The 23,492-nt window shown below is 65.3% G+C and carries 17 protein-coding genes, 1 rRNA gene and 1 riboswitch; of the genes, 7 read left to right on the top strand and 11 right to left on the bottom strand.

The annotated features are described in order from the left end of the window. Positions 1-597, bottom strand: a complete 597-nt coding sequence (locus tag QW861_RS30180) for a gamma-glutamylcyclotransferase (protein WP_409977989.1) — start codon at positions 595-597, stop codon at positions 1-3. Positions 598-696: 99 nt separating this feature from the next. On the opposite strand from QW861_RS30180, the gene QW861_RS30185 reads away from it, so the two are divergent. Next, positions 697-1,881: a DUF2125 domain-containing protein gene (locus QW861_RS30185; protein WP_315826643.1), complete on the top strand. Its 1,185-nt coding sequence runs from the start codon at positions 697-699 to the stop codon at positions 1,879-1,881. A gap of 2 nt (positions 1,882-1,883) precedes the next feature. Here QW861_RS30185 and QW861_RS30190 read toward each other — a convergent pair whose 3' ends face one another. Genes QW861_RS30190 through QW861_RS30200 form a run of 3 tightly spaced genes read right to left on the bottom strand, consistent with a single transcriptional unit; the run spans position 1,884 to position 4,784 of the window. Further along, positions 1,884-2,819: a prephenate/arogenate dehydrogenase family protein gene (locus QW861_RS30190; RefSeq protein ID WP_315753824.1), complete on the bottom strand. Its 936-nt coding sequence runs from the start codon at positions 2,817-2,819 to the stop codon at positions 1,884-1,886. Next, the gene (hisC, locus tag QW861_RS30195; protein ID WP_316176006.1) at positions 2,816-3,913 is read right to left on the bottom strand and encodes a histidinol-phosphate transaminase; all 1,098 of its coding nucleotides are present in this window, start codon (positions 3,911-3,913) and stop codon (positions 2,816-2,818) included. Before hisC ends, QW861_RS30190 begins: the two co-directional genes overlap by 4 nt. A 37-nt stretch (positions 3,914-3,950) precedes the next feature. Further along, positions 3,951-4,784, bottom strand: coding sequence for a chorismate mutase (locus QW861_RS30200; protein WP_315718102.1), 834 nt, complete (start codon positions 4,782-4,784; stop codon positions 3,951-3,953). 197 nt (positions 4,785-4,981) lie between these two features. Next, positions 4,982-5,061: riboswitch (SAM riboswitch) on the top strand. A gap of 91 nt (positions 5,062-5,152) precedes the next feature. Between QW861_RS30200 and QW861_RS30205 the strand changes: the two genes are divergently transcribed. Together QW861_RS30205 and metW are read left to right on the top strand one after the other, a co-directional pair. After that, positions 5,153-6,367 (top strand): homoserine O-acetyltransferase, encoded by a 1,215-nt coding sequence (locus QW861_RS30205; protein ID WP_315718101.1) that lies wholly within the window; start codon positions 5,153-5,155, stop codon positions 6,365-6,367. 3 nt (positions 6,368-6,370) lie between these two features. Continuing rightward, positions 6,371-7,036, top strand: a complete 666-nt coding sequence (metW, locus tag QW861_RS30210) for a methionine biosynthesis protein MetW (protein ID WP_315718100.1) — start codon at positions 6,371-6,373, stop codon at positions 7,034-7,036. 709 nt (positions 7,037-7,745) lie between these two features. On the opposite strand, the gene QW861_RS30215 is transcribed toward metW, so the two are convergent. From QW861_RS30215 to QW861_RS30230, 4 genes are all read right to left on the bottom strand, one after another. After that, positions 7,746-9,785: a S8 family serine peptidase gene (locus QW861_RS30215; RefSeq protein ID WP_316193863.1), complete on the bottom strand. Its 2,040-nt coding sequence runs from the start codon at positions 9,783-9,785 to the stop codon at positions 7,746-7,748. Between the two features lie 52 nt (positions 9,786-9,837). After that, positions 9,838-10,068: a hypothetical protein gene (locus tag QW861_RS30220; protein ID WP_315718098.1), complete on the bottom strand. Its 231-nt coding sequence runs from the start codon at positions 10,066-10,068 to the stop codon at positions 9,838-9,840. Between the two features lie 114 nt (positions 10,069-10,182). After that, positions 10,183-11,325: a hypothetical protein gene (locus tag QW861_RS30225; protein ID WP_315826646.1), complete on the bottom strand. Its 1,143-nt coding sequence runs from the start codon at positions 11,323-11,325 to the stop codon at positions 10,183-10,185. 190 nt (positions 11,326-11,515) lie between these two features. Continuing rightward, on the bottom strand, positions 11,516-12,247 hold the full coding sequence (locus QW861_RS30230; RefSeq protein ID WP_315718096.1) for a BTAD domain-containing putative transcriptional regulator: 732 nt from the start codon (positions 12,245-12,247) through the stop codon (positions 11,516-11,518). 370 nt (positions 12,248-12,617) lie between these two features. Here QW861_RS30230 and QW861_RS30235 point away from each other — a divergent pair, with 370 nt between their 5' ends. Next, positions 12,618-13,037, top strand: coding sequence for a secondary thiamine-phosphate synthase enzyme YjbQ (locus tag QW861_RS30235; protein WP_315755973.1), 420 nt, complete (start codon positions 12,618-12,620; stop codon positions 13,035-13,037). A gap of 262 nt (positions 13,038-13,299) precedes the next feature. On the opposite strand, the gene QW861_RS30240 is transcribed toward QW861_RS30235, so the two are convergent. Continuing rightward, a complete protein-coding gene (locus tag QW861_RS30240; RefSeq protein ID WP_316193864.1) occupies positions 13,300-14,160 on the bottom strand; it encodes an alpha/beta hydrolase in 861 nt (286 codons plus the stop codon). 256 nt (positions 14,161-14,416) lie between these two features. Here QW861_RS30240 and QW861_RS30245 point away from each other — a divergent pair, with 256 nt between their 5' ends. Continuing rightward, positions 14,417-15,073 (top strand): TIGR02594 family protein, encoded by a 657-nt coding sequence (locus tag QW861_RS30245; protein ID WP_315718092.1) that lies wholly within the window; start codon positions 14,417-14,419, stop codon positions 15,071-15,073. A 198-nt stretch (positions 15,074-15,271) separates the two neighbouring features. Here the strand turns inward: QW861_RS30245 and QW861_RS30250 are convergent, their stop codons facing one another. Continuing rightward, complete coding sequence (locus tag QW861_RS30250; protein WP_316166771.1) at positions 15,272-16,057, bottom strand: MOSC domain-containing protein; 786 nt, start codon at positions 16,055-16,057, stop codon at positions 15,272-15,274. Positions 16,058-16,280: 223 nt separating this feature from the next. Here QW861_RS30250 and clpB point away from each other — a divergent pair, with 223 nt between their 5' ends. Beyond that, entirely contained in the window at positions 16,281-18,920 is a 2,640-nt protein-coding gene (clpB, locus tag QW861_RS30255) for an ATP-dependent chaperone ClpB (protein ID WP_316193865.1), read from the top strand. 99 nt (positions 18,921-19,019) lie between these two features. Here the strand turns inward: clpB and QW861_RS30260 are convergent, their stop codons facing one another. Then, the gene (locus tag QW861_RS30260) at positions 19,020-21,083 is read right to left on the bottom strand and encodes a M23 family metallopeptidase (RefSeq protein ID WP_315753801.1); all 2,064 of its coding nucleotides are present in this window, start codon (positions 21,081-21,083) and stop codon (positions 19,020-19,022) included. Between the two features lie 802 nt (positions 21,084-21,885). Here QW861_RS30260 and QW861_RS30265 point away from each other — a divergent pair. Further along, positions 21,886-23,374: ribosomal RNA gene (locus QW861_RS30265) — 16S ribosomal RNA — on the top strand. Positions 23,375-23,492 lie beyond the last annotated feature (118 nt).

The following is a 23,492-nucleotide window of genomic DNA, read 5'->3' on the forward strand; positions in this document are numbered from 1 at the left end:
CTATGTCTTGCTTGGCGCAGGATGCAGCGAGTGGCCGTCATCGTGCAGCATCGTCGCCAGCCGATGCAACTGCGCGTCGCGAAAGCCCTGCGCCTCGATCGCCTTCACGGTCGAGATCACGTAGTCGCGATTGGCGCCGGACTGGCCGTGACCCTGGCGCACATGGCGCAACTGCTCCTGTGGCGACAGCCGGCCTGCATATTGCACGTGGCCGCGATCGACCACGTAGACCAGCGCGCTCACCCGCTCGCGCGCGTCGTTTTCAAGCCAAACCGAGCGCGTCACTTCGCGATATACCGAGGTTACCTGCTCACGCGCCCGCAAATAGGCGATGGTCTCGTCGCGCTTGTCTGCTGCCACCCGGAACGCAATGCCGCGACACGCGCCGCCGCGATCGAGACCGAGCACGAGGCCCGGCTTCTCCGGCGTTCCGCGGTGGACGAACGAATACACACAGAGCGCGCGATGCTCGCCGATCAGCCGCGCCGGCACCTGCTCGAGAAAAGCGAATCCGGGCCGCCACATCAGCGAGCCGTAGCCGAAGACCCAGAGATCGCCGTGGGGAAGGTCGCGTTCGGAGAGGGTCATTGCGGACATCAATGCGGAAGCCTAAGTGTGATGCTCGCGAATTGTTAATTTAGATACACAATCCGTGATCGCCGAATTGCCAAAATTGCTGCCCAAAGGGTGTCCTGCATGTCTCGTTTGCCGCAAGCGCGCCGCAGGCGCTCTCGTTGGGGGCTCTTCATAGCTCCCGTTCTGCTCCTGATCGCCGCTGTTGCGTGGAGCGCATTCTGGTTCTTCGCCGCTTCGCAAGTGGATGTCCAGGCCGACGCTTGGCGTGCGCGCGAAGCAAAATCGGGACGCGTCTATGACTGCGCGAAGCGCTCGGTCGCCGGCTTCCCGTTCCGGCTCGAGGTTCGCTGCACGGATCCGAGCGTGGCCCTGTTCTCGCAGGCCGCGGGCACGCCTTTGATGAATGCCAGGCTCGACGAGATCCTCGTCGTCGCCCAGGTGTGGGACCCGAAGCGGCTCATCGCGGAGTTCAAGGGACCCGCTATGATCGCCGACGGTCGCGGACCCGCCTCGTTCTCCGTGAACTGGCGCGTCGGTGAGGCCAGCGTCCGCGGTCTGCCGGGGTTGCCGCAGCGCGCCGACCTCGTGTTCGAACAACCGACCATCGACCGCATCGAGGGCGGGACAGCCGTGCCCGCCGCGCGCGCCGATCACGTCGAGTTGCACGGCCGCTTCGCCGACGGCACGCCGTCCGACCATCCGGTGCTGGAGACTGCGCTGCAGATCGAAAGCGGCAGCATCCAAGGCAGCCATCCTCTGCTTGCCGAACCGTTCAATACCGACATCCAGGCCCGCGTCACGGGTCTCAAGGACTTCCGGCCCAAACCCTGGCCGGAGCGGTTTCGCGAGATCCAGGCGGCGGGCGGTCATGTCGAGATCGTCCAGTCGCGCATCCAGCAGGGCGAGCTGCTGGCCGTTGCGTCGGGCACGCTCAGCCTGACCGCCAATGGCGGCATTGATGGCGAAGTGCAAATGACGGTGGCCGGGATCGAAAAGGTCATTCCGGCGCTCGGTCTCGACAAGATGCTCGAAAACGGCGTGCCGCAGGGGACGCTCGATCGCGTAGCGCCGGGTGTGAAGTCGCAGGACGTCAACAACCTGCTCGGTGCGCTCGACCGCGCCATTCCCGGCCTCGGCAAGGTCGTCAAGCAGAACGCCAATGTCGGCGTCGCGCTCGGTATCAATGCGCTCGGCAAGGAGGCCACCCTCGAAGGGCGCAAGGCGCGGACCTTCCCGTTGCGCTTCTCCGATGGCGTCGTCGTGCTCGGTCCGTTCAAGGTCGCCCGCGTCCCGCCGCTGTTCTGACCTCAGCTCTTCTTCAACTGCGGCAGCGGCCGGCCGAAGTCCGGCGCCGCCGAATCCTGGCCGATATCGACGATGCCGCGGCGGATCGCACGGGTGCGGGTGAAGTGATCGAACAGCGCATCGCCGTCGCCGCGGCGGATCGCCCGCGTCAGCTTGGAGAGGTCCTCGGTGAAGGTGCCGAGCATGTCGAGCACCGCATCCTTGTTGCTCAGGAAGATGTCGCGCCACATCGTCGGGTCGGAGGCGGCGATGCGGGTGAAATCGCGAAAGCCGCCGGCCGAGAACTTGATCACCTCGGACTCCGTGACCTGCGCCAGCTCGTCGGCGGTGCCGACGATGGTGTAGGCGATCAGATGCGGCAGATGGCTGGTGATCGCGAGCACGCGGTCGTGGTGATCCGGCGTCATGATCTCGACCTTGGCGCCGAGCGCCGCCCAGAACGCGCGGAGACGATCGATCGCGTCGGCATCCACACCGTCGGGTGGCGTCAGGATGCACCAGCGGTTGATGAACAGCTCGGCGAAACCAGAATCCGGTCCCGAATTCTCGGTGCCGGCGACCGGATGCGCCGGCACGAAATGAACATGCGCTGGCAGATGCGGCGCCATGTCGCGAACGATGGCGCCCTTCACGGAGCCGACGTCGGAGACGATGGCTCCGGGCTTCAGGTGCGGCGCGATCTCGGCCGCGACCGGACCGCACGCGCCGACGGGAATGCAGAGGATGACGAGGTCGGCATCCTTGACCGCCTCCGCATTACTCGCCACGACGCGGTCGACGAGGCCGAGTTCGGCGACGCGCGCGCGCGTCTTTTCCGAGCGCGCGGTGGTGACGATCTCGCCGGCCACGCCCTGCAGCCGCGCCGCCCGCGCGATCGAGCCGCCGATCAGGCCGAAGCCGATCAGCGCGATGCGTTCGAACCGCCCCGCGACGCTCATTTCGCCCTCATGAATTCGCTGAGAGCCTCCACGAACAGACGATTGGCTTCCTCGGTGCCGATCGTCATGCGCAGCGCGTTCGGCAGCTTGTAGTTGGCGAGCGCGCGCAGCACGAGGCCGCGCCGGGTCAGGAATGCGTCGGCCTCGACCGCGGTCTTGCCCTTGTCGGTCGGGAAGTGGATCAGGATGAAATTGGTGACGCTCGGCGTCACCTTCAGCCCGAGCTTGCCGATCTCCTCGGTCAGCCAGTTGCGCCACGTTTCCGTGTGCGTCTTCGACATCTGCTGATGCGCGGTGTCCTCGATCGCGGCGACCGCGGCGAGCATCGCCGGCGAGGAGACGTTGAACGGCCCACGGATTCGGTTGATCGCATCGACGATGTGCGCCGGGCCGAACATCCAGCCGACACGGAGCGCCGCGAGGCCGTGGATCTTGGAAAAGGTATGAGTGACGACCGTGTTCTCGGTCGTCGCCACCAGCTCGAGCCCGAACTCGTAGTCATTGCGCGAAACGTAGTCGGCATAGGCGGCGTCGAGCACCAGCAGGACATGCGACGGCAGGCCGGCACGCAGCCGCTTGACCTCGTCGAACGGGATGTAGGTGCCGGTCGGGTTGTTCGGGTTGGCGAGCCAGACCAGCTTGGTGCGCGGCGTCACCGCGGCAAGGATGGCGTCGACATCGGTGCGATACTCCGTCTCCGCGGCAACCACGTTCCTGGCGCCGCAGGCCATGGTCGCGATCGGATAGACCAGGAAGCCGTGCGCGGTGGAGATCGCCTCGTCGCCTTGGCCGAGAAAGGTGTGTGCCAGCAGATTGAGGATCTCGTCGGAGCCGGCGCCGCAGACGATGCGGTCGGGATCGAGGCCGTAGGTGCGGCCGATCGCCTCGCGCAGCACCCGGGAAGTCCCTTCCGGATAATCTTCCAGATGCGTGGCCGCGCTCTTGAACGCCTCGATCGCCCTCGGCGAGGGACCAAACGGGGTCTCATTAGCCGACAGCTTGAAAACCTTGCGGCCAGGCTCCGGCTTGGGACTCTTGCCCGGCGTGTAGGGCGCGATGTCGAGGATGCCGGGGTTCGGCACGGGGCGGTTCATCATCAACTCCGGAAAATCATCACTGGCGCGAGGCGTCTCAGCTCGGAACCGTATAGCGTTTCGCATGGCCGCCGACGAGGGCCGTCGAGCGGACCGAGGCGCCCGCCGCGATCAGGGCAGCCTTGATCTTGTCGAGGTTCGACGGCGCCTCGATCGACACCAGCAGCGCGGCGCCGTCGAAGGCGGTATCGGGCACTGCGACCACGTCGGCCAGCGGCGACAGCGCGCGCGACACCTGCGCATTCCAGCCGGAGACGCGGATGCTCCAGGTCTCGACCTCCAGCACGAGCGCGTCGTCGGCGACCCGCGACACCGCGAACACCGGCAGCGCCGCCGGATGGTCGGCACGCTCGATGAACGGCATCCGGGCGATGATCTTCGGCGCGCCCACGGGCTCGAGCGTGATCCACCACGGCGTATGCCCCGATGTCGTCGACACCAGCGCAAGATCGCCCTTCGAGCGCGCCACGGCTTCGACGGCGGCCTGGGCGCTGAAATGGGCGACATAAGGCACCACGAAGCCGAAATGGAACCTGGCGGAATCGCGCATCGCGGATTCGCCGACCGACACGTCGGCGTGAACCGAGAACGGCGCCTGCACGTAAGTGAACGTCGAGACGATCACGCGCCAGATGCCCTCGACGGTGTCGAGCGGCAGGATGCCGCGATGGCGCTGCACCAGGCGCCGCATCATGTCGGCCTCTCGCGCCGGCCGGAATGCCGAGCCGACCTCCTGGGTCTTCTTGACCTTGATCAGCCGGTCGATGATGTCGGCCCTGTTCATCAGGAGCTGATGGACCTGCTCGTCGATCGCGTCGATCTCCTTGCGCAAATCGGCAAGCGAAGGCGGGGCAGGCGGTGGGTTGGACATGGGCTGGTCACTCTTCGCAGGCCACCGGTTAACGTGCGGCCGACTGGAACGGATGTCGTTCTCTCCGATGCGGGAGACGCGCGCAACAGCAAGTTTACCTTGTGCCGTCTAGGCTTGGCTGGTTTGCAGCCGTGGGGCGCCCGATCGGCGGTCAACCCCAGCTTGCCTTGACGCGGGGCGCCCGCGGGACTAGTTTCTGCCTGTTCCGTGGTCATTTGAGCCGGCCGGCTTGCAGCCACGTTAAAAAACTCGCTAAACAGGCCGGGGACGTTATCGATCCCGGCCGAACCCCAGTTCAGGCCGGGTTTTTCATGGCCTGATATGTCACGTGGTTCGGGAGCCCTTGCCGGATGGCCGGGGTGAGAGACATGACAGGCCTGACGCCGAAACCCACCTCCGCGCTGCGCACGATTGCGCCCGAAGAGCGCTCGCACGAGGTCGATCATCCGAGCTCGCTGGTCGCGCAGTTCGGCGCCGACAAGCCGCTCAGGCTCGATTGCGGCGTCGACCTGTCGCCGTTCCAGATCGCCTACCAGACCTATGGCGAGCTCAACGCCGACAGATCGAACGCGGTCCTGGTCTGTCACGCCCTGACCGGCGACCAGCACGTCGCCAACCGCCATCCCGTCACTGGCAAGCCCGGCTGGTGGGAGACGCTGGTCGGCCCCGGCCGCCCGCTCGACCCGAGCCGTTATTTCATCATCTGCTCGAACGTGATCGGCGGCTGCATGGGCTCGACCGGCCCGGCCTCGCTGAATCCCGCCACCGGCAAGGTCTGGGGCCTCGATTTCCCGATCATCACCATCCCCGACATGGTGCGCGCGCAGGCGATGCTGATCGATCATCTCGGCATCGACACGTTGTTCGCCGTGGTCGGCGGCTCGATGGGCGGCATGCAGGCGCTGCAATGGACGGTGGCCTATCCCACCCGCGTGTTCGCGAATCTCGCGATCGCCTGCGCCACCCGGCACTCGGCGCAGAACATCGCCTTCCACGAGCTCGGCCGCCAGGCCGTGATGGCCGATCCCGACTGGGACCACGGCCGCTACGGCGACAAGGGCACTCATCCGCATCGCGGCCTCGCGGTGGCACGGATGGCCGCGCATATCACTTATCTGTCGGATGCCGCCCTGCATCGCAAGTTCGGCCGCCGCATGCAGGACCGCGAACTGCCGACGTTCTCGTTCGACGCCGATTTCCAGGTCGAGAGCTATCTGCGCTATCAGGGCTCGTCCTTCGTCGAGCGCTTCGACGCCAACTCCTATCTCTATCTGACGCGGGCGATGGACTATTTCGACATCGCCGCCGATCATGACGGCGTGCTGGCGGCGGCGTTCCGCGGCATCCAGACCCGCTTCTGCGTGGTGTCCTTCACCAGCGACTGGCTGTTTCCGACCGCGGAATCGCGGGCGCTGGTGCATGCGCTCAATGCCTCCAGCGCGCGGGTGTCGTTCGCGGAGATCGAGACCGACAAGGGGCACGACGCGTTCCTGCTCGACGTCCCCGAGTTCTTCGAGATCGCCAGCGCCTTTCTCGATTCCGCCGGCAAGGCGCGCGGCCTCAACGCCGCGAACGGAGGCTGAGCCATGAGCATGCAGGGCGTGTTGCCGCTGAACGGCTTTTCCGGCGGCGAGGTGCTGGCCTATCGGCCGGATCATCTGCTGGTCGCCGGCATGGTCGAGCGCGACTCCAAGGTGCTCGACATCGGCTGCGGCGACGGCGATCTCCTGCAACTGCTGGAGAGCCGCGGCATCGACGGCCGCGGCATCGAGCTGTCGCGCGAGGGCGTCAATCATTGCGTCGCCAAGGGGCTCGCGGTGGTGCAGGGCGACGCCGACACCGATCTCGTCGACTATCCCGACGATGCGTTCGACTATGTGATCCTGTCGCAGACCTTGCAGGCGACGCGGCAGCCCAAGGTCGTGCTGGAGAATCTGCTGCGCATCGGCCGTCGCGCCATCGTCACCTTTCCGAATTTCGGCTTCTGGCGGCTGCGCCTGCAACTGCTCGTCGGCGGCCACATGCCGCGAACCGACAATCTGCCCTTCACCTGGTACGACACGCCGAACATCCATTTCTGCACCATCAAGGACTTCGTGCAGCTCTGCGATGAGATCGGCGTCAAGATGGAGCGCGCCGTCGCGCTTGATAGTTACGGCCGTCCCTTGCGCGTCGCGATGCCCTGGTGGTTCTGGAACATGTTCGGCGAGCAGGGCGTGTTCCTGCTGAGCCGGGCGGAGAAGGGGCGGTAGAGCGCGCTCGCTGCTGCAGCGGGGCGCGGTCTAAGTTGATGGCTCGCTCTCTCCACGTCATGGCCGGGACAAGCCCGGCCATGACGAGCTTGGGGTTGGCGGTTTTTACTTTTCAAAGAGCCGAGAGCGGTTGATACAAAGTGCTGCGTTCCCGCGGTGCGTCTACACCCGAGCTTTGCATTAGTCCTGCCTCCGATAACGAAGAGGCGCAGGGAAGGCCGGATGCTGGCCGCACCCATGGCCCGCCTGCGGAAAAAATGCAGGCGGCAGGAACCACAGGTACGAGCCGGAACACCCGGCCTTCCCTGCGCGATGGTTGAACGGCTGCTTCGCGTTCTCCCCGGTGCGCCGGGCTTTCTGGCCACCGTCGTCCGAGTGATGCAGAACACCACAACAAACTTGGCATCAGCGTCGGGATGCCAGGACCGCGCGACTTGACCGTGCGCATCGGAATTGTTCGTCCGCGCGAGGCAAGCCCCACGCGCAATCCGACACGCCCATCGCATCCCACACTCAGCGTTCGTGACGACCGCGATACGCCCCTCTTGCTGCGAGGCGGGACGCGCGGAAATCTGCGCCTGATTTGCCCGACGGCGCAAGTGCCAAACGTGCGACGAACTAACACGACGGGCAATTCGCGCATGACGCTCATGCGCAAACTGCCCGTCGTGCAACGACGCCGCTTCGTCGCTGTGGCTGGGCCGGCAATCTACAGCAAGCCGACCTTGTGCATGATGTCGCGGATCTGCGCCGGACTGGGATCACCGACCGCCGGGCTGGACCACTCGCCGGTGGTCGTTGCCGGGCCCCGGGCAACCGAACCGGATCCGTTGAGCTTGCCATTCGGCGCCTGCGGCGCCAGCGTCGGAGACATCGCGCCGTTCGGCGCGCCGCGCGCCAGTCCCAACAGGCGACGGAGCACGTCGAGCGAGGGATCGGCCGCGGGCGCGGAGGCCACGCTCGCCTCCAGGCCGAGGGCGCGCATCGCATTCGGCAGCCCGGCTCCTGCACGATTGGGATCGCCGAATTGCAGCGGCGTCGATGTCTCCTTCAGGATCTGGAACAGCCGCTCGACACGCCGCGCGTCGCGCGTCGCGAACTGGCCCTTGAAGTCGGGATGATGCGCCAGCACGAGCGCGGCGAGACCGGTGACGTGCGGCGTCGCCATCGAGGTGCCGTCCCAGGCGCCGAAGCCATCGGCCGGCAGCGAGGACACGATGCCGACGCCCGGCGCGCAGACGTCGATCTCCGGCCCGAAGCAACTGAACTTGGCCGGAAAATATCCGTCGCTGCTGCGGAAGCCGTCCAGCGCCTGCTGGGCGTGGAAGCTGTCCTCGGGAAACTCGCCCCATTTGCCCATCGCGGCGACCGACAGGCAATGCGGCGTCGAGCCGGGAAACTGGACCGGCCCCGACGAATTTCCCGCGGCGACGATACAGGCGAGGCCCATCTGTTTGGCCCGCAGGATCCGCTCCTCGATGATCTGCGACGGCTCGCCGCCGCCCAGGCTCATGTTGGCGACGTCGATGCCGTTCTCCATGCAGTAGTCGAGCGCCGAGACGAGATCGCTGAACCGGCCCCCCGGGAAGATCCGGCAGACATGGATTTCGGCCGCCGGAGCGAAGCCGCGAATGCCTCCGCCGCTGCCGACAGGCCCGCCGGCGATGATCCCGGCGCAATGCGAGCCGTGGCCAATCGTATCGATGGTCCAGCTCGCGGGATCATTGCCGACGATGCTCTTGCCGATCGTGACGCCGTGCAGATTGCGATGGGTTGGTGCTGCGCCGGAATCGATCACCGCGATCTTCACGCCTGCGCCATTGTAGGCGAGGGGAACGCGGTCGAGGCCCATCGCGCGCTGGCCCCATCCCAGCAATTGCTGCCCGGGAAAGCCGCGCAGGTAGGCGCCCAGCGTCTTCGCGGCGATGCGGTTCACGCTGTCGGGGGTCAGTTGCGGACGATCGAGCCAGAAGGTCCAGTAATCGACCCGCGGCTTGATCAGGATCGAGCGGATGGTGTCGGGCGTCTCGCCCTGAATCTTGAGCGTGACGCGGCCGCTGGCGTCGGTGACGCCCTGAACCGGCCATACGCTGCCGAACACGTACACTTCCACCTCCGGCAGCGGGCCGCTCTCGCCGACCACTTCGATCGTCGTCGAGAACCCGTCGGCCAAGGGAATGAGAACGCCGGGATTGGGAAGCTGGTGCGGCGCCGGCACCTGCGGGACGGTCGGATCGAGCATGTAGGTGAGCGGCGCATCGCGCTCGACCGCGAGCCGTGCGCCGGCCTGGGCCTTCAGCAATTCGGCCTTGTCGGGCGCCATGCGGGCCAGCACCATCGGGCCGAGCGGGGCTTGCCCCGGGTCGGCGCTCTGGAATCCGAGCAGGCGCGGCGGCTGGATGGTCTTCACCACGTCGATGTCCGGAGTGTTTGTCAGTTGCTGGACGATGAAGTCGGCGCTGAAGGTCGCAAGCCCCGTCTGCTGGCGCGGGGCCAGGATGTACTGCGCCCGTCGCTGCGAGATCGTTGCGACGGGTTGGTCCGCTGCCGGCGGCGCCGTGCCGCCGTCGCTGCGGCTGGTCCCTTGTGCGGCTGGGGCTGATGCGGCGGTCACCCGTGCTGCGGCCTGCGGTGCGGCAGCGGCCTCGGCTGACGGCTGCGCCGCTCGGGGTTGTGCTCCGGTGCCGTTGACGGCCGTGCCGGCCGCATCCTTCGGATCCGAGATTTCAGGTTTGCTTCGTGCGGCCATTTGCGGGCTCCTTCATCCTCGCTCGTGACATCGTCGGGGGGCGCGGCCGAAGTCAGCCGGCGCCAAAGGGTTTCAGCGGAGCATTCGGCTCCACCACGATCGTGCTGAAAGTCGATCGGAGGCGGTCGGCCTGGCTCTTCGTCATCGACAGGATGACGACGTCGGGCGCGACCTGACCGACGCGTTTCACGCCGGGCTCGCGGCTCAAATGATCAGCAAGCTGGCCGGACTTGACCGGCTCGCCTTGCACGATGAATTCCTGCTCTGAGTTCGGATCCGCCATGCGTCGCTCCCTCCATGTCAGGTCGGCGGTGGGCGGACTGTTCGTGCGCCCACCGCCTTGCTTGCTTGGACCCGCGTTGCGAATGGCGCGGGTCGCTGCTTCAGATCCGCCGTCCTAGTGCATCGTGCCTGCGGGCTGGCCGGTGCTGAAGATGCCGAGCGTGTGCCCGATGTTGAGGCCGGTCTGCGCGCCCTGTCCGATCTTCTTGAGCACGCTCCAGAAGCCCTGCAGCTCCATGTCGGTCGGCTGCGCGGCCGCCGCCTGCTGGCCCGGCTGGCCGGCGCTGAAGATGCCGAGGTCGTGGCCGACGTTGAGGCCGGTCTGGACGCCCTGACCGATCTTCTTGAGCACGCTCCAGAAGCTCTGCAGCTCCATGTCGGTGGGCTGCGCGGCCGCCGTCTGCTGGCCCGGCTGGCCAGCGCTGAAGATGCCGAGGTTGTGGCCGACGTCGAGGCCGGTCTGGACGCCCTGACCGATCTTCTTGAGCACGCTCCAGAAGCCCTGCAGCTCCATGTCGGTCGGCTGCGCCGCTGCGGGTGCCGCTTGCGGACCGGTGCTGAAGATGCCGAGGTTGTGGCCGACGTTGAGGCCGGTCTGGACGCCCTGTCCGATCTTCTTGAGCACGCTCCAGAAGCCCTGCAGCTCCATGTCGGTCGGCTGCGTCGCGGCGGTTGCGGCCTGCGGGCCGGCGCTGAAGATGCCGAGGTTGTGGCCGACGTCGAGGCCGGTCTGGACGCCCTGTCCGATCTTCTTGAGCACGCTCCAGAAGCCCTGCAGCTCCATGTCGGTCGGCTGCGTCGCGGCGGTTGCGGCCTGCGGGCCGGCGCTGAAGATGCCGAGGTTGTGGCCGACGTCGAGGCCGGTCTGGACGCCCTGTCCGATCTTCTTGAGCACGCTCCAGAAGCCCTGCAGCTCCATGTCGGTCGGCTGCGCGGCGGCTGCGGCCTGCGGGCCGGCGCTGAAGATGCCGAGGTTGTGCCCGACGTTGAGCCCGGTCTGGACGCCCTGTCCGATCTTCTTGAGCACGCTCCAGAAGCCCTGCAACTCCATCTCCGACGGCTGCTCGGTGCCGGGGCCGACCGAGAACGGCGCGAACCCGCCCGCGATTCCGCCGATGGCGCCGCCAAAGTCGCGGCCGGTCTTGCCGCCGATCAGGCGTCCGATCGCCTGTCCGGCGAACCTGCCGAGAACGGAGCCGAAGATCCCTTCGGGATTCAATTGACCATAGTCCTCAGTCGACTGCTGCATGCCACTCATGTTGAGCCTCCTCGCTCGTTGTTTGATCTTCGAGCGGCGCGCCGCTTGACCTCATCAGGCGTAGTTGCTGCGCGACGTCGATCGAGGGCGATGTTGCGCGCGTGGCCGTGATGCAAGTGTCAAGCGGGGCGTGAAAGTGCCGTCAAAATCGATCATGTGTGGAACGCATGGAGCAAGATCACGCGGATCGTCAGACGCGTAGCATGCGCCTGATTTCGCGCTGCAGGCTCTCGGTTTCGCTCTCCGGCGTGGCGCCGACCTGCTTGCGCAGGATGGTGCGGCAGAAGTCATATTGACGCAGGGCGTCGGCACGGCGGCCCTGCTGCGCGTAGCAGCGCATCAAGGTGCGGTGGACGTCCTCCTGCAGCGGATCTGCGGCCAGCACACGCAATGAGAACGTCGTGGCGATCTCCACATGTTCCCGGCCGCCGACGTCCAGCAGGCCCGCGATCGCCCGGATCGCCCGCGTCTTCAGTCGTTGACGCTCGGCGGAGAGCCATGCCTCGAACGCGCAGGACGTCGAGCTGATGCCGTCGAGCAACTCGCCCCGGAACAGCGCGGCGGCGCGGGCCATGGTTTCCAGATCGCCGAGCTGCAGCAGCACCTCGAATTCCTGCACGTCGGTCGTGACGGCGTTCGGATGGATGCGGATGTCGTCGCGTTCCGCCGAGATCACCTCGGTGCATTGCGGCAGCACCCGGCGCAGCGTCAACAGCGCCTGGCGCAGGTTTGCGCGCGCGTTGTCGCCGAAGCGGCCTTCCCACAGGAGGGCGGCAAGCTTGCTGCGTGAAATGCCGTGCGGAGAGGTGAGGGCGAGATAGCCCAGGAGCGTTGCCGCCTTGCGGCTTGGGATGACGACCTGCTCGCCGGAGACGCGTCTGATTTCAAGACCGCCAAAGAGATTGATACGCAGCAGACTCATTGTCTCTCTCCTCTGAATGGCGACTCGCTGCGATCGGCGCCTTGCCTGCAGAAGTCGAGCTTCTCGTGCGATGAGATTGAGCGGCTGCAGCCCGATCAGGTCTGCACGGTCGTCGCCGAACGGCGAGCCGCCACGCTGTCGTTGTCATCGTCGAAATGAGATCGGCAATGCAGTTAAGTCTGTCCGAGCAACGTTCGGTTCAATCTTGGATTGTAGGACGAAGCGAGACCGTGCCGTTGTGGCTTGCAGTATGCACTCCATCGGGTCCAGTCTGGGCGCAGCCGGAACCGCACGCTGTGAGCTACGCCACACTCCACGTCGGACACCGTCGTGCCGCATGCTCCATGGTCAGGAAGATTGGATTGTTCCGATGAGATCGTTCCGCAAGGAACTTTGGTTCCAGACACCGGGCCGTCGCGCCTTCATCAACATCACGGATGATGTCGAGGCGGCGCTGAAGGAGAGTGGCGTGCGCGAGGGGCTCGTGCTCGTCAACGCCATGCACATCACCGCGTCGGTCTTCATCAATGACGACGAGAGCGGGCTGCATTTCGACTACGAGCAATGGCTGGAGAAGCTGGCGCCACACGAGCCGGTGGCGGGCTATCGGCACAACCGGACCGGCGAGGACAATGCCGACGCCCACATGAAGCGCCAGATCATGGGCCGCGAGGTCGTGGTCGCGATCACGCAAGGCAGGCTGGACTTCGGTCCGTGGGAACAGATCTTCTACGGCGAGTTCGACGGCGGTCGGCGCAAGCGCGTGCTGATCAAGATCATCGGGGAGTAGGGGGCGGTGTCGCCGTTTCCGGATGCGTTGACGCCTCCGACTGACCCATGCCGTCACGGCCGGGCTGGTCCGTGCCACAATCTCCGCTGTCGTCCCTGCGAACGCAGGGACCCATACCGCGGAATCTATCGGTGAGGCACAACTACCAGCCATCGTCCCATTGAAGCCGGTGGTTATGGGTCCCTGCGTTCGCAGGGACGACAATGCAGGGCTGCGAGGCGTCGGTGATTCAGCCACGAAGGAGAGGCGCTTCCGGAGGTCATCACACCATCGACCTTGGATCCCGCAGGCCCCAACGGCCGGCCTCGACCAGGGTGATGAAGCGCTCCACGGCCTCATTAAACAACGCCGGCTCCTCCAGATTCAGCACATGGCCGGACTTCGGGAAGAACGTCAGTCCCGACGCCGGCAGGTGCTGCTTGAGGAACAGGCTCGGCTCGATGCAGGCGTCGTCCTCGTCGCCGCAAATGATCAGCGCGGGCGTGGCGACGCGGCGGATCGCATCCGTCATGATGTAGATCGAGGGCCTCGCGCCTTGAAAGCCGCGCATGGTGTTGGCCGAGCCCCTGGCGTCGTGGCGAGCGAGTGCGGCGTAGAAATCGGCGTGGCCGCGTGGGTCCTTGATCAGGAAGGGAATGCGGCCGGGCGCCTCGCGGGTGACCTTGGCGGTCTCGGCCGAGCCGAGGGTCTCGAACTGCTCGGCCGTGGCGCGGCACTGGGCACGGAAGGCGTCGAGCTGCGTGAGGTCGGAGCCCGACCCGACGCCGGCCAGCACCATCGAGCGGATGCGGCCGGGCGCGTTCAGCGCGACCTGCAGCGCGGAGTACGAGCCCATCGACAGGCCTATGAAATGGGCGCTGTCGATGCCGAGATGGTCCAGCACCGCCAGGGCGTCGGTGTAGAAGTGCACGTAGCTGTAGACGTCGGGCGCGGCCGGCACCTCCGAGGGCGTGTAGCCGCGCGCGGAGTAGGCGATGCAGCGGTGGCGGCGCGCGAAATAGCGCAACTGCGGCTCCCAGTTGGTGTGGTCGGCGGCGAACTCGTGCAGGAAGATGAGCGGGGTGCCGGCGCCGACCTCTTCGAAATAGAGGCGAACGCCGTCTTTGGCCGTTGCGTGGGGCATCGTCAGCTCCTCCCGTGTCACGTGCCGCATGTTGACGAGTCGCGCGACACGCGACAATGGCCCGGCCGGTAGCCTTGTTTTCGCCTCAAGATAGACCCGGAATCACCCTCTCGTCGCCAGTCTTTCGCCGCCGAAGGTCATGGTTTCGTCACACCGCGACTTTTTACGGACCCCGCTGGCGGCTTGCAGAGGGGCCGCGCTGAGGACCAGGGGGTGCCAAGTCAGGGTACTGGGGGAAGTAACAGAAGGATTGAGTATGGTTGTGTCTACCCTTCGCCGGTCGCTTCACGTCGTTGCGCTGACCATGTGCTCGGCAGTCGTCGCCGTCACCGCAACACCGGCATCGGCCCGTCCGCATCACGGCTCGGGGCATCATGCCCACCGCAGCCACGGCGGCCATCACTACGCAGGGCATCATCACCACCGGCGTTCCGTCGCCCGGCTGTCGCGCTGGGAGCGCGGCGTGGCGCGGGTGCAGGTGAGCGGCGTTGCCGACGCGCAGGCCAGCGTCATGATGCCGGGAACGGCGTCCGACGGCATGGCGTCGTCCGGCGGCTTCGGCGGCGGCAGCAGCGTCGTTTCCGCGGCGCGCAGCTTCATCGGCAGCGGCAATCCGACCGGCCGGCGCAGCCTGTGGTGCGCCCGTTTCATGAACATGGTGCTGGAGCGCACCGGCCATCGCGGCACCGGCTCCGACATGGCGCGCTCGTTCGCGAGCTATGGCCAGCGCGTCTCCGGCCCGCAGGTCGGGGCGATCGCGGTGATGAGCCGCCGCGGCGGCGGCCACGTCGGCGTGGTCTCGGGCGTCGATGCCCAGGGCAACCCGATCGTCATCTCCGGCAACAACGGCAACCGTGTCCGCGAGAGCGCGGTGTCGCGGGGGCGGGTGTACGCCTACGTGATGCCGAACTAACCAATCTCGAACTGATGAATCGAGCCGTCGAGGCTCGCTCGGTGTGCGCCTCCCCTGCTTGCGGGGGAGGTCGCATCGCATCTTCGATGCGATGCGGGTGGGGGAAGTCTCTCCACACGAAGATCTCGCGTGGGGCGGCCCCCACCCTCACCCGCAAGCGGGAGAGGGGGCGCGCCGCCGATGCGGCCAGCGCTCGAACTACACCAGCCGCGGCTGCTCCACGGCGAGTTCGTCGCCAACGGCGATATCGCCGGCTTCGATCACCTCGGCATAGATGCCGCATTCATTGTTGCCGCGCCGGGTCATCAGCGCGGGCGGAATGTCGAGGTCGCGGGCGGCCGTGTCCGGGTCGACGTTGACGGCGGCGCAGCGGGTGGTGGTCTTCACGACCTTCAGCCGCGCCGAGCCGATGCGCAGCGTCTCGCCCATGAGCGAGGTCTCGTGCCAGGCCGGCCAGCCGGTGACATAGACGTTGGCGCGGAAGCGCAGCGGGTGCACGGGAGCGCCGACCAAGGTCTCGATCTCCGCGATGGAGGCGAGGTTGATGATCGAGACCACCTTGCGCGCCAGATCCGTAAAAGCGTAACCACCGCCCGACAGCAGCTTTGGCGGCCCGCGCAGCTCGGCGGCGAACTCGCCTGCGAAGAAGCGCTCGATCGCCGCGCGGCCGTCGGGGCTCTCGAGATCGCCTTGGGCGATGATCGCGCCGTCCTTGCGGATGGTGAGGATGTTGGTCGCGTCGTCGAAGATGGTCTTGAAGCCGGCGAGGCGCTCGTTGCGCATCAGCATCAGATACGCCGTCTTCGGTTTCCAGACCGGAGCTGCGGGATCGAACCCGCTGGGACCGTTCTCGAGCGCGTAGCGGCGGTCGGCCGGCAGGGTCTGGCCGACCCGCAAAGGCGCCCTCCGCAATGGTTCCGGGGTAAGGCCCTTGACGGGATAGCGGTACAGGCCGGCGATGCGCGCGGGAGGGGTCTGGCTCATGCCGCCTCATAGGAGATTCCCTTGGCCGCGGCCAGGGCACACGAATTTGTGAAGCGGCCTCTTCCGTTTTCGCACCGCCTTCCCACATTTCCACTCAAGCCGGGCGCAAGCCGGCGACGTCAATGGTTGCGGCGTTGATGGACGTCAACGTGCGCGGTCCGAAACCCAATGAAGATGCTGAAGCCGTGCCTTCGGGGCGTCACAGCAGGCTGAGGGAAACATCATGAATATCGAAAAATATACCGAGCGCGCGCGGGGCTTCATCCAATCGGCGCAGTCGCTGGCGATGCGCGACGGCCATCAGCAGTTCTCGCCGCTGCATCTGCTGAAGGTCCTGCTCGACGACGGCGAGGGACTCGCTGGCGGTCTGATTGATCGCGCCGGCGGCAATTCGCGTGCGATCCTGAAAGCGACCGAGGATGCGCTGGGCAAGCTGCCGAAGGTGTCGGGCAGCGGCGCCGGGCAGATCTATCTGTCGCCCGAGCTGGCGCGCGCCTTCGACGCGGCGGAGAAGGCGTCTGAGAAGGCCGGCGACAGTTTCGTCACGGTGGAGCGGCTGCTGCTCGGCCTGACGCTGGAGAAGAACAGCGAAGCGGGCGGCATCCTCGCCAAGGGCGGCGTCACCGCGCAGAACCTCAACGCAGCGATCGAATCCCTGCGCAAGGGCCGCACGGCCGACTCGGCGACCGCCGAGAATGCGTATGACGCCTTGAAGAAATATGCCCGCGACCTGACCCAGGCGGCGCGCGACGGCAAGCTCGATCCGGTGATCGGCCGCGACGAGGAGATCCGCCGCACCATTCAAGTTCTGTCGCGTCGGACCAAGAACAATCCCGTGCTGATCGGCGAGCCCGGCGTCGGCAAGACCGCGATCGTCGAGGGCCTCGCGCTGCGCATCGTCAATGGCGACGTGCCGGAGAGCCTGAAGGACAAGCGGCTTTTGTCGCTCGATCTGGGCGCGCTGATCGCCGGCGCGAAATATCGCGGCGAGTTCGAGGAGCGGCTGAAGGCCGTGCTGCAGGAGGTCACGTCGGCCGAAGGCAGCTTCGTGCTGTTCATCGACGAGATGCACACCCTGATCGGTGCCGGCAAGGCCGACGGCGCGATGGATGCGTCGAACCTGCTGAAGCCCGCGCTCGCTCGCGGCGAGCTGCACTGCATCGGCGCGACCACGCTCGACGAGTATCAGAAGCACGTCGAGAAGGACGCGGCCTTGGCGCGGCGGTTCCAGCCGGTCTACGTCACCGAGCCGACGGTCGAGGATACCATCTCGATCCTGCGCGGCCTGAAGGACAAATACGAGCAGCATCACGGCGTGCGCATCACCGACTCCGCGCTTGTGGCGTCGGCCACGCTGTCGAACCGCTACATCACCGACCGCTTCCTGCCCGACAAGGCCATCGACCTGATGGACGAGGCGGCGGCGCGGCTGAAGATGCAGGTCGACAGCAAGCCCGAGGAACTGGACTCGCTGGATCGCGAGATCATCCGGCTCAAGATCGAGCAGGAGGCCTTGAAGAAGGAGAGCGATCTCGGCTCCAAGACGCGGCTGCAGGTGCTGGAGAAGGAGCTCGCCGATCTCGAGGAGAAGTCGGCGGCGCTGACGTCGAAATGGAGCGCCGAGAAGGACAAGCTGTCGAACGCGCAGAAGCTCAAGAGCGAGCTGGACGGCCTGCGCATCGAGCTCGCCAACGCGCAGCGCCGCGGCGAGTATCAGAAGGCGGGCGAGCTGGCCTATGGCCGCATCCCCGAGCTGGAGAAGCAGCTGGCCGACATCGAGGCCAAGGAGAATGCCGGGGAGATGATGGAGGAGGCGGTCACCGCCAACCACATCGCGCAGGTGGTCTCGCGCTGGACCGGCGTGCCGGTCGACAAGATGCTCGAGGGCGAGAAGGACAAGCTCCTGCGCATGGAGGACTCGCTCGGCAAGCGCGTCGTCGGCCAGTTCGAAGCCGTGCATGCGGTCGCGACCGCCGTGCGGCGCTCGCGTGCCGGCTTGCAGGACCCGCACCGGCCGATGGGCTCGTTCATGTTCCTAGGGCCGACCGGTGTCGGCAAGACCGAGCTGACGAAAGCGCTCGCCGAGTATCTGTTCAACGACGAAACCGCGATGGTCCGGCTCGACATGTCCGAGTACATGGAGAAGCACTCGGTGTCGCGGCTGATCGGCGCGCCTCCCGGCTATGTCGGCTATGACGAGGGCGGGGCGCTGACCGAGGCCGTGCGGCGCCGGCCGTACCAGGTCGTCTTGTTCGACGAGATCGAGAAGGCGCATCCGGACGTGTTCAACGTTCTCTTGCAGGTGCTCGACGACGGCCGCCTGACCGATGGCCAGGGCCGCACCGTCGACTTCCGCAACACGCTGATCATCATGACCAGCAATCTCGGCTCCGAGTTCCTGGTCAATCAGCCGGAGGGCGAGGATACGTCGGAGGTGCGCGAGCTGGTGATGGGCACGGTGCGGAGCCATTTCCGACCCGAGTTCCTCAACCGCGTCGACGAGATCATCCTGTTCCACCGCCTGCAGAAGAGCGAGATGGGCCGGATCGTCGAGATCCAGTTCGGACGTCTCCAGAAGCTCCTGGAGGAGCGCAAGATCACGCTGTCGCTCGATGGCGACGCGCGCGACTGGCTCGCCGCCAAGGGCTGGGATCCGGCTTACGGCGCACGGCCGTTGAAGCGGGTGATCCAGCGCAGCGTGCAGGATCCGCTCGCCGAGATGATCCTCGCCGGAGACGTGAAGGACGGCGATCACATGACGATCTCGGCCGAAGGCAATGTGCTGACCTTCAACGGCAAGGTGCCGCACACTGCCGAGATCGCGACTTTCGAGGCGCCGATTCCGAAGCGCAAGCTGAACTGAGCGGCGTTTCGCCGAACTGAAACGGAAGCGGCCCGCGCTGAGAGATCAGCGCGGGCCGTTTTCAGTTGAACGCGCCTTTGGGGGGGCGAGGGGTCTCGCTCACCGGCTGACCTGGATCGGGCCGGCGTCGGAGATGCGCGAGGCGCCGGTGCCGCGGCTGGTCATCATCTGGTCGACGCGGTCGCGCTCCTTCTCGAAGTTGGCCATGATCGGGCCCTCGAGCGACCGGCCCCGCGGCAGCTTCACGCGCATCGGGTCGACGAAGCGGCCGTTGACGAGGATCTCATAGTGGACGTGCGGGCCGGTCGACATGCCGGTCGAGCCGACGAAACCGATGACCTGGCCCTGGCGCACGCGCTTGCCGGGCTCCATGCCCTTGGCAAACGCCGACATGTGGCCGTAGGCGGTCTCGTATCCGTTGTTGTGCTTGATGCGGATATATTTGCCGTAGCCGCCTTCCTGGCCGACCTTCTCGAGCACGCCGTTGCCGGAGGCGAAAATGGGGGTGCCGTAGGCGGTGGCCCAGTCGACGCCGGTGTGCATCTTCACGAAGCCGAGAATCGGATGGCGGCGGCCGCCAAAGCCGGAGCGCATGATCGCGTTGTTGACCGGCTTGCGCACCAGGAACTTCTTCGCGCTCTTGCCGGTCTCGTCGTAATAGTCGACGACACTGTCGTCGGGGGTCTGGAACCGGTAGTATTTCTTGGTCTCGCCGCCGACCGTCAGCGAAGTGAACAGCACCTCGGTCTTGTCGTTGTTGCCAGGCTTGTCGTCGTCGTCGCCGGCATAGAAGACGTCGAACGAATCCCCAGGCTGCACCTTGCGCTGGAAATCGACGTCGTAGGAGTAGATGCGGATCATGTCCTCGATGACCGGCGCGGGCACCTTGTTGCGCATCGCCGTCTCGTAAATGCTCTGATAGAGGCGGACACCGGTGCCGTCATCCTCCTCGTCATTGGTGTTGTCGGCGGTCTCGGTGACCGTGTTCATGCTCTGCGCGTCCACGGCGACGTATCGTCCGAGGTCCGACAGCGCGGCCACCGCCTCGATCATGGTGTCGTTGGCGACGATGACCCGGAACGGCTGTAGCCGGGCGCCGGGGGCAGGGCTGGATGGCGCCATCAGGATGCGCAGTTTCTCGCCTTCCTTCAGGCCGCCGTCACGGCCGCGCGGGCCGAGCTGGGCGGCGATCGCCTTGGCTTCGTCGGGCGTCGCGCCCTGGTCGCGCAGGATCGAGGCGACGGTATCGCCCTTCTTGACCAGGTGGACGCGCTCGCCGAGTGGATTGCCGCCGGTGATCTGGTCCTTGGTCTTGGGGAGCAAGGTGACATTTTCCGGCACCACCCGGGTCTCGAAGCCGGCGTAAGGATCGGGCAAGGTGCCGTCATTGGCATAGGACAGTTTCAGGTCGCCGCCTTGGACGGCCTGCGCGCCGGCCGCGTCGGCGGCGGCATTGGCAAGCGAGGCGTAGCGTACGCCGCCATTGTAGCCGCGCCAGTTCGCCGCATCACGGACCCGCATGACGATTTCGTCGAGCGCCACCGAGGTTGCGATCTTCGCCTTGGGGAGCACCGCGGCGAGATCCTTGGTCACGAACGAGACCTCGGCGTCGGGCTCGACGGCCTCGGGATTGTTCGGATCCTCGCCGGACCCTGTCTTGTCGTTGTCGGTGTCGCTCAGCAGGCGCTGGGCGTTGAACGGCGGGATCTTGGCGGAAAGATCGCTCGTCGTCATCGACAGGTTGCCCGAGATCCGGACATAGGGACGGACCCGGATGAGCTCGCGCGATCCCGCGCGGGTCACGGTCGAGATGCGCACCACATTGCGGGCCGCGGCCGCTTCGCTCGGCGGCGGCAGGCGGTCGCTCTTGCGCAGGGTGGCGACGCGGTCATTGGCACCGAAGGCGCCGCGCAGCGCGCTCTCCATCCGCTCCGGCATGCGCGCGAAGGTCATCTCGCCGTCGAGCGAGGCGAAAACGGCGCCGCCGATGAGGGCTGCGCCGCATAGACCCGTCAGAATCGTACCAGAGAACCATTGTACGGAAACGCGGCGGCGGTCGATCACCGCGGCCTCGGAGCCATCGACCGATAGCGGCGGCTCATGACCGAGATCGATCATGCCGACCTCGCGTCCATACCCCCCGCGTGACGTCCGATGGTTCAACCTTCGTCCCCCAAATTCAAAGTCAGCACCGGGATCACTCAGCTGCCGGTTGGCTTAACGTCCAAGACAAACGGCTCGGAATGATGGCGCGCTTCTGACGGTTCGAGACTCTCTGGCTGGAAAGCCGGAATCCGCAAACCGCTATTGTTCTTCAGGATCTCTCGATGTCGTCTCGGCCGTATCAGGCGAAGGGCTCGCCACTTCCTTGATCTGGATCATCCTTGAATCGATGGCAGTCCCCGCTGGACCCAAATCAACCCAGGTCGATGCTTAACAAATCGTCGCAGGATTGTGGCCCAAGTGGGGCACGAAGTCCGCAAGAAGTCGGGGTTCTCCTGCTGTCCGGAAAAAAATGATTCGATGCGACGATTTGTTGACATTGGGCGTTGACACCCCGATCGGCCCCCCCTATAAACCCGATCACTGAGCGCGGCGCCGCTTCGGGACACACCGAGGCGAGCATTCGCGCCAATATTGCTCCTCACTTCTGTTGAGTGATGCACAACCGGTAAAACCCGGTTGCTCATCGACGTCGGAAGATGTTGGGCACCCCTCCATCCGAGGGTGGGACCGAGGTCCCGGGCTGTTTGACAAGTGAAGATGAAGAAAGAGAAACGTGGACGGCGGAGTCCTTGCGGGTCTCGGGATTGAGGGCTTCGGCTTTTGGTTCTGGGATCGGACGAGAAGACTTCGGCGGACAATGTTTCAAAGGTAACACCATGGTTTTCGCGCTGTGAAGCGTGGAGATCGATTGGTGGGACCTCGTCAAACGTTGTGATCAGCCGGTTCAAAGCTTCAAGTTCAACTTGAGAGTTTGATCCTGGCTCAGAGCGAACGCTGGCGGCAGGCTTAACACATGCAAGTCGAGCGGGCGTAGCAATACGTCAGCGGCAGACGGGTGAGTAACGCGTGGGAACGTACCTTTTGGTTCGGAACAACACAGGGAAACTTGTGCTAATACCGGATAAGCCCTTACGGGGAAAGATTTATCGCCGAAAGATCGGCCCGCGTCTGATTAGCTAGTTGGTGGGGTAATGGCCCACCAAGGCGACGATCAGTAGCTGGTCTGAGAGGATGATCAGCCACATTGGGACTGAGACACGGCCCAAACTCCTACGGGAGGCAGCAGTGGGGAATATTGGACAATGGGGGCAACCCTGATCCAGCCATGCCGCGTGAGTGATGAAGGCCCTAGGGTTGTAAAGCTCTTTTGTGCGGGAAGATAATGACGGTACCGCAAGAATAAGCCCCGGCTAACTTCGTGCCAGCAGCCGCGGTAATACGAAGGGGGCTAGCGTTGCTCGGAATCACTGGGCGTAAAGGGTGCGTAGGCGGGTCTTTAAGTCAGGGGTGAAATCCTGGAGCTCAACTCCAGAACTGCCTTTGATACTGAAGATCTTGAGTTCGGGAGAGGTGAGTGGAACTGCGAGTGTAGAGGTGAAATTCGTAGATATTCGCAAGAACACCAGTGGCGAAGGCGGCTCACTGGCCCGATACTGACGCTGAGGCACGAAAGCGTGGGGAGCAAACAGGATTAGATACCCTGGTAGTCCACGCCGTAAACGATGAATGCCAGCCGTTAGTGGGTTTACTCACTAGTGGCGCAGCTAACGCTTTAAGCATTCCGCCTGGGGAGTACGGTCGCAAGATTAAAACTCAAAGGAATTGACGGGGGCCCGCACAAGCGGTGGAGCATGTGGTTTAATTCGACGCAACGCGCAGAACCTTACCAGCCCTTGACATGTTTGGGACCGGTCGCAGAGACGTGACCTTCTCTTCGGAGCCCGAAACACAGGTGCTGCATGGCTGTCGTCAGCTCGTGTCGTGAGATGTTGGGTTAAGTCCCGCAACGAGCGCAACCCCCGTCCTTAGTTGCTACCATTTAGTTGAGCACTCTAAGGAGACTGCCGGTGATAAGCCGCGAGGAAGGTGGGGATGACGTCAAGTCCTCATGGCCCTTACGGGCTGGGCTACACACGTGCTACAATGGCGGTGACAGTGGGAAGCTAAGGGGCAACCCTTCGCAAATCTCAAAAAGCCGTCTCAGTTCGGATTGGGCTCTGCAACTCGAGCCCATGAAGTTGGAATCGCTAGTAATCGTGGATCAGCACGCCACGGTGAATACGTTCCCGGGCCTTGTACACACCGCCCGTCACACCATGGGAGTTGGCTTTACCTGAAGGCGGTGCGCTAACCAGCAATGGAGGCAGCCGACCACGGTAGGGTCAGCGACTGGGGTGAAGTCGTAACAAGGTAGCCGTAGGGGAACCTGCGGCTGGATCACCTCCTTTCTAAGGATGGCTCTTCAGTCTGGTCTTCGGACCACGATCTTCGGATCGCGCACTATCGAGCTGTTTTAGAAACATCAGGGGCCGCCTGGATCGCCAGATCCATGTGAGCTCCATTGGC

This window comes from Bradyrhizobium sp. SZCCHNRI1029, assembly GCF_032487555.1.
GTDB lineage: Bacteria > Pseudomonadota > Alphaproteobacteria > Rhizobiales > Xanthobacteraceae > Bradyrhizobium.